This window comes from Asticcacaulis sp., from assembly GCF_020217185.1.
Lineage (GTDB): Bacteria > Pseudomonadota > Alphaproteobacteria > Caulobacterales > Caulobacteraceae > Asticcacaulis.
This window is the reverse complement of sequence record NZ_JAIWNX010000014.1, coordinates 1-10,000: the sequence shown is the minus strand read 5'-3', so window position 1 is coordinate 10,000 and position 10,000 is coordinate 1. Positions and strand designations below refer to the sequence as shown.

At 60.9% G+C, this 10,000-nt stretch carries 9 protein-coding genes; 4 read left to right on the top strand and 5 right to left on the bottom strand.

Translation table 11 applies throughout. The annotated features are described in order from the left end of the window. Together LDL37_RS00705 and LDL37_RS00700 are read left to right on the top strand one after the other, a co-directional pair. A partial coding sequence (locus LDL37_RS00705) for an SURF1 family protein (protein WP_290792880.1) occupies nt 1–609 on the top strand: 609 nt, incomplete at its 5' end. An 86-nt stretch (nt 610–695) separates the two neighbouring features. Then, nucleotides 696–1,976 carry a pitrilysin family protein gene (locus tag LDL37_RS00700; protein WP_290792877.1) on the top strand — a complete coding sequence of 427 codons (1,281 nt, stop codon included), beginning with the start codon at nt 696–698 and terminating at the stop codon, nt 1,974–1,976. 216 nt (nt 1,977–2,192) lie between these two features. Here the strand turns inward: LDL37_RS00700 and LDL37_RS00695 are convergent, their stop codons facing one another. Then, a complete protein-coding gene (locus tag LDL37_RS00695) occupies nt 2,193–3,350 on the bottom strand; it encodes a glycerophosphodiester phosphodiesterase (RefSeq protein WP_290792874.1) in 1,158 nt (385 codons plus the stop codon). A gap of 90 nt (nt 3,351–3,440) precedes the next feature. After that, nucleotides 3,441–3,995 carry a YqgE/AlgH family protein gene (locus tag LDL37_RS00690; protein ID WP_290792884.1) on the bottom strand — a complete coding sequence of 185 codons (555 nt, stop codon included), beginning with the start codon at nt 3,993–3,995 and terminating at the stop codon, nt 3,441–3,443. Between the two features lie 205 nt (nt 3,996–4,200). On the opposite strand from LDL37_RS00690, the gene LDL37_RS00685 reads away from it, so the two are divergent. Beyond that, nucleotides 4,201–4,683, top strand: coding sequence for a peroxiredoxin (locus tag LDL37_RS00685; RefSeq protein WP_290792871.1), 483 nt, complete (start codon nt 4,201–4,203; stop codon nt 4,681–4,683). Between the two features lie 137 nt (nt 4,684–4,820). Here the strand turns inward: LDL37_RS00685 and LDL37_RS00680 are convergent, their stop codons facing one another. The 3 genes from LDL37_RS00680 to LDL37_RS00670 all read right to left on the bottom strand — a co-directional run bounded on the left by LDL37_RS00680 (nt 4,821) and on the right by LDL37_RS00670 (nt 8,694). Then, on the bottom strand, nt 4,821–6,605 hold the full coding sequence (locus LDL37_RS00680) for an acyl-CoA dehydrogenase C-terminal domain-containing protein (protein ID WP_290792868.1): 1,785 nt from the start codon (nt 6,603–6,605) through the stop codon (nt 4,821–4,823). Nucleotides 6,606–6,675: 70 nt separating this feature from the next. Then, nucleotides 6,676–7,098, bottom strand: a complete 423-nt coding sequence (locus tag LDL37_RS00675) for a MerR family DNA-binding transcriptional regulator (RefSeq protein WP_232037173.1) — start codon at nt 7,096–7,098, stop codon at nt 6,676–6,678. A gap of 159 nt (nt 7,099–7,257) precedes the next feature. Next, nucleotides 7,258–8,694: a hypothetical protein gene (locus LDL37_RS00670; protein WP_290792861.1), complete on the bottom strand. Its 1,437-nt coding sequence runs from the start codon at nt 8,692–8,694 to the stop codon at nt 7,258–7,260. A gap of 171 nt (nt 8,695–8,865) precedes the next feature. Here LDL37_RS00670 and LDL37_RS00665 point away from each other — a divergent pair. Beyond that, a partial coding sequence (locus LDL37_RS00665) for a lysine--tRNA ligase (protein WP_290792859.1) occupies nt 8,866–10,000 on the top strand: 1,135 nt, incomplete at its 3' end.

Here is a 10,000-nt window from a genome sequence, read left to right as displayed (position 1 = left end):
TGGCAGATGCAGCGCCTGCACTGGAAAGAGCAGTTGCTGGCCGATCTGGCGCGCACGCGGGCCATTGCGCCGGTGGCGCTCGACAGCCTCCTGTCTCAGCCCGGGGATCACGTCTGGCGGCAGGTGACGCTCGAATGCCGCAGCGACCGGCGCGATTTTGTCTATATGCACGGCGTGTCGGACGGCGTGGCCGGGTTCCACGTCCTGACCCCTTGCACAATGGAGCAGGGGGTGATCCTCGCCGATCTGGGCTTTACGGCGCAAAAGCCGTTGGCCGGTGCGGTCGCTACGACCACCCTGACCGGGCGGCTGCGGCGCTTTGAGACGCCCAATGCTTTTGTGCCGCCGAACGATCCCAAGGCCGACGACTGGTACACGCGCTCGGTGCCCGACCTGTCGAAGCGCTGGAACGTCACGTTACGATCGGACTATTTTGTAGCCGCGACCCAGCCCGTGGCACCCGGCCTGACGCCGGTCGATGCGGCGGCCAACCTGTCCAATCGCCATCTGGAATACGCCCTCACCTGGTATGGGCTGGCGGCGGCGCTGATCGGTGTCTATATAGCGCTCCTGTATTCGCGCCCAAGAGCCATTTCTCAAAGGAAATAGCTCCTGGGTTTTATCTGATCGCGCATTGGGTTCCAAAAACCGCAGGGCACTTTTTGGAATGCGCTTGCGCCGAACAAAGGCATAGCATGAGTTTCACCCCTCTTGGCGTGGGTAACGCCTCAGTCGCCACCCTGAGCAACGGCCTGCGGGTGGTTCACGACCCCATCCCCGGCCTGCACACCTTCGCACTGACGGCCATCATCCACGGCGGGGCGCGCTACGAAGCGCCGCATCAGTCGGGCTGGGCCCACCTCAGCGAGCATATGGTGTTCAAGGGGGCAGGCGGGCGCAGCGCGCGCGAACTGGCCGAGGTGATCGAACATCGCGGGGGCACCATCAATGCCTCAACCGGCTATGAGCACACCCGTTTTGAGGTGCGCGGCATGGCCGAACTGCTGCCGCTGGCGGTCGAGGTCGTCGGCGACCTGATGTTCCGCCCGGCGCTGGAGGCCGATGAGCTGGAGCGCGAAAAGAAGGTCATCGAGCAGGAAATTTCCGAGGCCTTCGACACGCCCGACGACCACGTCTTCGACCTGTTGCAAGAGGCCTGCTTCGGCGACCACAGTCTGGCGCGCCCCATTTTGGGGACACCGCAAAGTCTGGCTCCGGCGCGGCCGGAGACGCTGCGTGCCTATATCGAAGGCCTGTATAATCCAGCGGATATCGTGCTGTGTGTGTCGGGCGGCGTCGAAGCCGTAGGCGTACTGGACGCGGTCGAGGCCCATATGAACGTGCCGGCCCGTCCCGCGCGCGAGGCCGACACAGCGGCGCGCTTTGTGCCGCGCCATATCCGCCATGTGCGCAAGGTCGAACAGACGCACCTGACGCTGGCTTTTGAAGGCGTCAACCGCTTTGACGACGACCTGTTTGCGCTCAAGCTGTTCGGCGAAATTCTGGGCGGTGGCATGGCCTCGCGCCTGTTTCAGGAAGCGCGCGAGGACCGCGGTCTGGCCTATTCCATCGACGCCTGGACGACGCAGTTCCGCGATACGGGGATGCTGGGCATCTATGCCGGCTGCGCGCCGAAGGATGCGGCGGACCTCAGCGAACTGATCGTCAGTGTCATGCGCGGCCTGATCAACAAACCGCTGGAGTCCGAGCTGGAGCGCGCCAAAGCGCAATACACCACCTCGCTCTATCTGAACGACGAAAACGCCGCGCAACGCGCCAATACATTGGGCGGGCAGGTCCTGACCTATGACCGCGCCTTTACGCTCAAGGAGCAGGTGGCGCGGCTTGAGGCGGTGACGCTCAACGATCTGCGCCGCGTCGGCGAACGCACGCTGCAAGCCGGTGTGGCGACCGCTATTCTGGGGCCAGCGTTGAAAAGTGATCCGCAGACACGCTTGGAGGCTGTTCTGGCTTAACCCCCAGCGGAATGATTTCTAGAGCGAAATGACTTTAGGTGGAAGCGCCATTTCGCTCTAAATTTTTGTTTTGTCGCGATGTTTTTGCGGAAAACCGCTTACACTTTTCCGCACATCGCTCTAATCATTCCGCTCAAGCCGCCATTGAGGCGGCGGCCAAGGTGGCAAAGCCACCGCCCGGCGAGGGGCTAAACAAAAAAATCTGGATCATTATGACTAATGATCCAAAAACGCCTTGCGGGCGGCGACGCCCGTATCGGCGAAGTCGGTAAACAGGCCGTCTATGCCGAGGGCAAACAGTTGTTTGAACTCGGCCTGCGCATCGCCCTTATAGACGGCAGGCAGGCGGTCATTGCGCAGGGTCCAGGTGTGGACCTTCAGCCCCGCCTTGTGCGCGGCGTCGATCAGGGCGCGATTTTCGACGATGCGGCAGTCGGCCTCGCTGGTCTTTTCCGTCACCGGCCCCGTGGCCACGGCCTTGAGCAGGTAACGCTTCCACGGCGCAATAACATCGGCATAGGTACGCACCTCGGCCAGACCTTCGGGGGTCAGCATGTCGGTATAGACGCCTTTGCGTCCGGCGGCGGCCCAGTCGAAGGGCACCGACGGCCCAACGTCACCCGTGGCGAAATTGACGTCCCCGCCATCGACCAGTTGCACACGCGGCAGAGGCGACAGGGCCTTCAGGCGCTTCAGACTGTCGGCCTCGAAGGATTGCAGGAAGACGGCCGAGTCGGCCTTGTTCATATCGCCTCTGGTCAAGGCCTCAATCAGGCGTTCTTCCAACGCCAGACCGGCGGCGCGATGCAGTGTCGGATGCTTGGTTTCGATATACAAACCCACGCTCTTGCCCGTCGTCTTGAAGTGATTTCGCACCAGACCGATCACCTCTTCCAGCGTCGGCACCTCGAAGCGGCCATTATAGCTCTGGTCGCGGTTGGCAAAGGCCTGACGCGCGCGCAGGGTCTTGATTTCGGCCAGAGTAAAGTCGCTGGCGAAGAAGTCGGTGATGCTCACCCCGTCCACGGTAAGGGTCCGCTTGCGGGCCGCAAATTCCGGGCGTTGCGCCACGTCGGTCGTACCGGACAGCATGGGTTCGTGACGGCAGATCAGCACACCGTCCTTGGTCGCCACCACGTCGGGCTCGATATAGTCGGCGCCCATATGGATGGCGAGATTATAGGCTTCGAGCGTGTGTTCGGGGCGATAGCCGCTGGCGCCGCGGTGGGCGATGATCAGGGGCATCTTGTGCTCCGTCGGCTTGGTGGCGGCCAGAGACGGCCTGAGCCCGATGGCACCGCCCAGAATGGCCCCGGTGCCGGCGATGGCTCCGAAGGTGAAACGGCGGCGGGCGGTATCGACGGGCAGGGGCATGGCACACTCATCCGGAAGGGGTGATAATGTCCATAGAGCGTGTCGATGACAGGGCTGTGAAAGTCTGGCCTGTGAACCTATTGAGCGTCGTCAGGCCCGCCCGGCATTGAGGCTGAGGTGCTCCGGCAAAATACCCAGACTTTTAAGTGCCCTGTTCCATAAACCTGCGGCATCGTGTGAAAACAGAATATCCGCGTTGGATGGCGCGATCAGCCACGCATTGTCGCGAATTTCGGCTTCTAACTGCCCCGGTCCCCAACCGGCATAGCCCAGCGCAATCAGGGCCCGCGACGGACCGGCCCCGCGCGCCAGATCGACCAGAATATCGCGCGACACGGTCAAACCGATGCCGTCGCGCAGTTCCAGCGCTTCCGGGTCGATATCGAGCGGCAGGGTCACCTCATCAATAAAGTAGTCGAGGCTGTGTAGGACAAAGCCACGCTCATTCTGCACCGGGCCGCCATTATAGATGGGGGTGGCGACGTGGCGGTTATCGGTGATGTCGATGCCCAGTTCCTCCATCATGCGTGGGAAGGTCAGGCCACCTATGGGCTGCGTCAGCACAATCCCCATCGCCGATTCCGCGTCGTGCTGACACATATAGATGACGCTGTGGTCGAAATTAGGATCGTCCAGGCTCGGCATAGCCACCAGCAATCGCCCTTGGAGGGAGGTGGTCTCAACGGAAGCTGTTGGGTCTGAGGAGACAGGGCCGGTTTTGCGCATGGCGCAAAGATGGGCATGGAAGCCGTCTCTGGCAAGAAAAAAGCGTATAAAGACGGCGTGTGCGCTCTGGCCTGTAGGCTGACACAGGCCTATAAGCAGCGGGCCATTCAACGGAGATTTACCCATGACGATTCAACCCGGTGACAAGCTGCCCGAAGTGAAATTCTCTTCCCCGGCCGAAGATGGCCTGAAGCCGCTGACCACCTCCGAAGTGTTTGCCGGTAAACGCGCCGTGCTGTTTGCCGTGCCGGGCGCCTTCACCCCGACCTGCTCGGCGCGCCACCTGCCGGGCTTCCGCGATCAGGCGAAAGCCTTCAAATTCAAGAATATCGACGTGGTGGCCTGTACCAGTGTCAATGACGGATTCGTGATGAAGGCCTGGGCCAAGGATCAGGGCATTGCTGACGAAGTGCTGATGCTGGGCGACGGCAATGGCGAATTTGCCGAAAAGGTTGGTCTGGTCCTCGACGCCGAAGGCTTCGGCATGGGCAAGCGCTCGCAACGCTACGCCATGATCGTCAATGACGGCGTGGTCGAAAAGCTGTTCGTCGAAGCGCCGGGCGAGTTCAAGGTCTCGTCGGCGGACTATGTGCTGGAACAGCTCTAAAACCCATTGGTTTTAAGGTCTTGGGGCCGCAGGCCCCAAACCCCCTAGCTGGGAATAAACTGAAAGGCCGGAGTGTACGAACTCCGGCCTTTCCTTTTGCGCTAAGTGATGGGGTGCGGGGTCTGCGACCCCGCGTCTTAAAAACGATCATCTTCCAATGCGAACAGGGCCTCCGATCCGGCCTTCATCTTTTGCAGATGCGCTTCGGCTTCGGGCAGGATGCGTTCCAGGAAAACGCGACCGACCTTCAGCTTGTCACTATAGAAGGGATCGGTCGAACCCGCGTCTATAGCGGCTTGCGCGGCGGCCGCCTGTTGCGCCCAGCTATAGGCCAACGCGGTCAGACCAAACAGGCACAGATAGTCGAGCGAACCCGCGGCGGCGGCGTCCGGATTGCCCATGCCGTTTTGCATCAGCCACAGGGTGCCGTCCATCAGACGCGCCTTGGTGTCCTTCAGGCCCTTGACGAAGGTCGCGGCGCTGCCCGCTTCGTGGTCGGCGACATAGGCGTCGATTTCGGCGAAATAGGCCATCACGGCGCGCCCGCCCTTGGACGGCAGTTTGCGACCGACGAGGTCGAGCGCCTGCACGCCATTGGTGCCTTCGTAGATGAGCGTGATGCGGATATCGCGCATATATTGCGAGGCCGGGAAGTGTTCGGTGAAGCCCGAACCGCCGTGCACCTGCATCGAGTCCTGCGTGACCTTTAGGCCCTTTTCGGTGAGATAGGCCTTCACAACCGGTGTCAACAGGCTGAGGAAATCATTGGCCTTTTCCCGCGTCGCCTCGTCTTCGGCATGTTTGGCCAGATCGGCCTGAAGCGCGACCCAGGTGAGGAAACCGCGGCCGCCTTCGAGCAGGGCGCGGCTTTCGAGCAGCATACGGCGCACATCGGGGTGGACGAGGATAGAGTCGGCGGGCTTGTCAGGCGATTTGGGGCCGGTGAGGGCGCGCCCTTGCAAGCGGTCCTTGGCGAATTCGACGGCGGCGACGTGGCTGGCGTGACCGATGGCGAGGCCCTGAAGGCCGACGCCGAGGCGGGCATTGTTCATCATGTAGAACATGATTTTCAGCCCTTCGTGGGCATTGCCGAGCAGCCAGCCCTTAGCGTCTTCATAGATCATGACGCAGGTGGAATTGCCGTGAATGCCCATCTTGTGCTCAAGACCGGCGCAGTGGAGGCTGTTGCGTTCACCCGGATTGCCGTTCGCATCCGGGATGAATTTGGGCACGAGGAACAGCGAAATACCCTTGACGCCTGCCGGGGCACCTTCGATGCGCGCCAGAACGAGGTGGCAAATATTGCCCGTAAAGTCGTGCTCACCCGCCGAAATCCAGATCTTCTGACCGGAAATCTTGTAGGTGCCGTCGCTGTCCGGCACCGCCTTGCTGCGCAGCAGGCCGAGATCCGTGCCGCAATGCGGTTCGGTCAGGTTCATCGTCCCCGACCATTCGCCGGCAATCAGCTTGGGCAGGTAGAGCGCCTTCAACTCGTCCGTGCCGCCGACGCTCAATGCCGCTACCGCGCCGTCGGTCAGGCCGGGATACATGGCAAACGCAGAGGACGCGCCGGTAAGCATTTCCGAATAGGCCGTAGCCACGACGTGCGGCAGGCCCTGACCGCCGTATTCGGGATCACCGCCCAGAGCGGGCCACCCGGCCTCAACCATCTGGAGATAGGCTTCCTTATAGCCCTTGGGCGCGGTGACGCTGTGGTCGGCGTGCAGGACGCAGCCCTCCTTGTCGCCCGGCGCGTTCAGCGGCGCGACCACTTCTTCGGTGAACTTCGCGCCTTCTTCCAGAATGGCCTGAACGACATCGGGTGAAGCGTCCTGAAACCCTTTCAGGTTCGAATACTGGGCGATGTTCAGCACGTCGTTGAGCAGGAACTGATAGTCGCGCACTGGGGCCTTATACGGCATGGAAGTGCTCCTTGGCGTTATGGTGAGCTTTATTTCGGTGTCTTAAATATCGGCGTCAGTGCCTTGATTATCAGGCGCTTTTGCGGTCGTCTTCAGCGTGGGCGGCCTGCGCCGCTTCGTGCTTGGCGATCTCGCCTTCCATCCACGCGCAGCCTTCGACCATGTCCTTGATGGCCTGATCAATGTCTTCGCGCTGGCGCTTCAGGTTTTCGATCTGGTCGTGATACTTGGCCACGGTGGCGCGCATCTGCTTCACGCCGCGGTCTTCGCGGTTATACAGATCTAGCACTTCGTGGATTTCGATCAGTGAAAAGCCCATGCGCTTGCCGCGCAGGATGATCTTCAGACGCGCCCGGTCTCGCGCCGAATAGATGCGCGTCTGACCCTTGCGTTCCGGGCTGATGAGGCCCTTGTCCTCATAGAAGCGCAAGGCGCGGGCGGTGACGCCGAACTCCTTGGAAAGCTGGCGAATAGTGTAGGTACGCATGTCCATGGTGACCCCCTGTATAAGGTCGTTATAATTGACGTTTACGTAAACGTACATCCAACTTGCCCCAAACGTCAAGAGGGCGCTTTTCACATCTTCGTGCCATACGAAAAGGCCCCGGTTCGCGGTGGAGCCGGGGCCTTTGTGCTGACGATAATGAGAGCTTTAGTTCAGCTTGAACACACGGGCCTTTACACCTGCGCCATTGACGTCCCCGGCGGGGTCGGTCCACGCCATAAAGAACCCCTCTGTTTTGAGAGCCGTAGCAACCGGTTGGGCCTGACTGCCGGCTGTGGTGACATTCAAGAGCAGTTGCGAACCAAACTTGGTACCGTTCGATGTGAACGCCTGACCGGTGAGGGCGTAGGGATCAGTGTCGCCCAACAGGTTGGAATTGTCTCCCCAGAAAGTGAAGAAATGGCCGTTCGCCAGAGCTATAACCTTGGGCTGCACCTGTCGGTTGGTTGTGGTTGTGGCCAGAGCAAAAGGTGCCCCGGAAAGCGTGGCATCACCGTTGAAGATTTGCCCCCAGACGTCATCGTCCGTGCTGGTGCGCGATCCTTCGGACCATACGATGACAAACTGATTGTTCGGCAGGGGCGCGATCGACCCGACCGACTGGGCGAGAGTCGTGTCGCGGACAAGGAATTCCGTGCCGAGCTTTGCACCGTTCGCGTCGTACCTCTGGCCCTTGAGCTTGGCGACCTGGGTCGTGCTGTTTGAGCCGTTATAATCTGTCCAGATAATGACGAAGCCGCCGCCGCTCAGGGCTGCTACCGAGCTGTAGGACTGCTGCCCGACAGTCTGGGTGTTGACAATGCTGGCCGGGATCAGTTCGTCACCGTCGGCTTTAAAAAGCTGCATCCGCACGGCCATGTTATTGCCGTCGTTGTACGGAGAGGTTCCCCATTCCGTCCAGGTAACGACAATGCGCCCGTCGCTCAGAGATTTCATGTCCAGCGAAAACGCATAACCCGCACTTCCGGTTAAGCCTTCTCCGGGCAAAGTGGTGGTCAGGGGCGGAATAGCGGCATCACCATCCGGTGTCCCGTCAGCCTTGAAGGCGCGCACCATGATCGGCCCCTGAGTAATCCGTGTGTCGGTGGTGTTGCCATTATGGCCGTTTGATATGTAGGCGACTGCGAAGCCCCCATCGCTCGTTGCCAGAACCGCCGGCAGGACGTGTCGGTGTGAACTGGCACTGCTGGGGGTGCCGCTGGACACGATGATTTCGCTGCCCACCTTTGCGCCTGCGGGAGTGAAGATCTGAGCGCGCACCTCTGACAGGGCGGTGGCCCCAATCACACCCAGACTGGTGTTCCAGACCACAACGACGTTGCCATTGTTGAGTGTGGTCGCGGCTGGATAGGTCTGGTCGTTATCGACTGTTGTGTTGACGCTGAATTCACTGCCGCCGACATAGGCCGTCGGCGCCGCCGAAGAGGACGACGAAGATCCGGTCACGCCCCCGGAAGAGCCACCACTACCGCCTCCTCCGCCACCACCGCCACAGGCGGCAAGAGCAGCGATGAGAAACGGCGTCAGAACGGCGCCCAGACGAAATCCAGGACGACGTGCGGCGAACGGTTGAACAGGTGGCATGATAACTTCCCCCAATGGACTGATACGCATCTTAAACGTGAAATATGTCAACTTTGCAATAGTAAGTTTGAGCGGGGTATCCCGTATTCCACGGGTTTCATTTGACGCCCGCCATCCCGCGCTTTAAAGCCACAGCTCTGTTTTTATTTGCCCCGAAAGGTGTTTTCCGACGTGTCTTCCGAACTGACCCTCCTCGCGCAACAGGGCCGTGCCTGGCCCTTCGAGCAAGCCCGCGCCCTGATTGCGCGCGTGCTGAAAGTGCGTCTGAAGGATCAGGCGGACTCGATACGGGCCCAGGAACTGATCACGGCGGGCAAGGCCGATGAGGCGCTGAAGACCTTTGAGGCGTTGAACCGTCCGGTGATCTTTGAAACGGGCTACGGGCCTTCGGGCCTGCCGCACATCGGCACCTTCGGCGAAGTGGCGCGCACCACCATGGTGCGTCAGGCCTTTACGGCCCTGACCGGTGGTCACTGGGCGTCGCGCCTGATCTCGTTTTCGGACGATATGGACGGCCTGCGCAAGGTGCCGGACGGCATCCCCAACCCGGATATCCTGCGCGAAGACCTGTATAAGCCGCTGACCGTGGTGCGTGACCCGTTCGGGACGCACGACTCGTTCGGCGCGCACAATAATGCGCGTCTGCGGGCCTTTCTCGACTCGTTTGGCTTCGATTATGAGTTCAAGTCGGCCACGGATGCCTACAAGTCGGGTGAGTTTGACGCCACGCTTCTGAGGGCGTTGGAGCGTTTCGACGACATCCAGAAGATCATGCTGCCGACCCTGGGGCCGGATCGTCGCGCCACCTATTCGCCGTTTCTGCCGATTTCGCCGGTCACCGGCCACGTGCTTCAGGTGCCGACGCTGGAGCGCAATGTCTCAAAGGGCACGATCGTCTTTGAGGAAAACGGCGAAAGGTTCGAGGTGCCGGTCACCGGCGGTCACGTCAAGATGCAGTGGAAGCCGGACTGGGCCATGCGCTGGGCGGCTTTGGGCGTCGATTACGAAATGGCCGGCAAGGACCTGATCGACTCGGTCAAGGTGTCGTCGCAGGTGTGCAAGGTGCTGGGCGGTACGCCGCCGGAAGGCTTCAACTACGAACTCTTCCTCGATGAGCAGGGCCAGAAGATATCGAAGTCGAAGGGCAACGGCCTGACCATGGAAGACTGGCTGCGCTATGGCGCGCCGGAATCGCTGGCCTATTACATGTTCCAGTCGCCGAAATCGGCCAAGAAGCTCTATTTCGACGTCATTCCGCGCGCCACTGACGAATTTTTCCAGCAACTCGACGCCTTCCCGAAGCAGG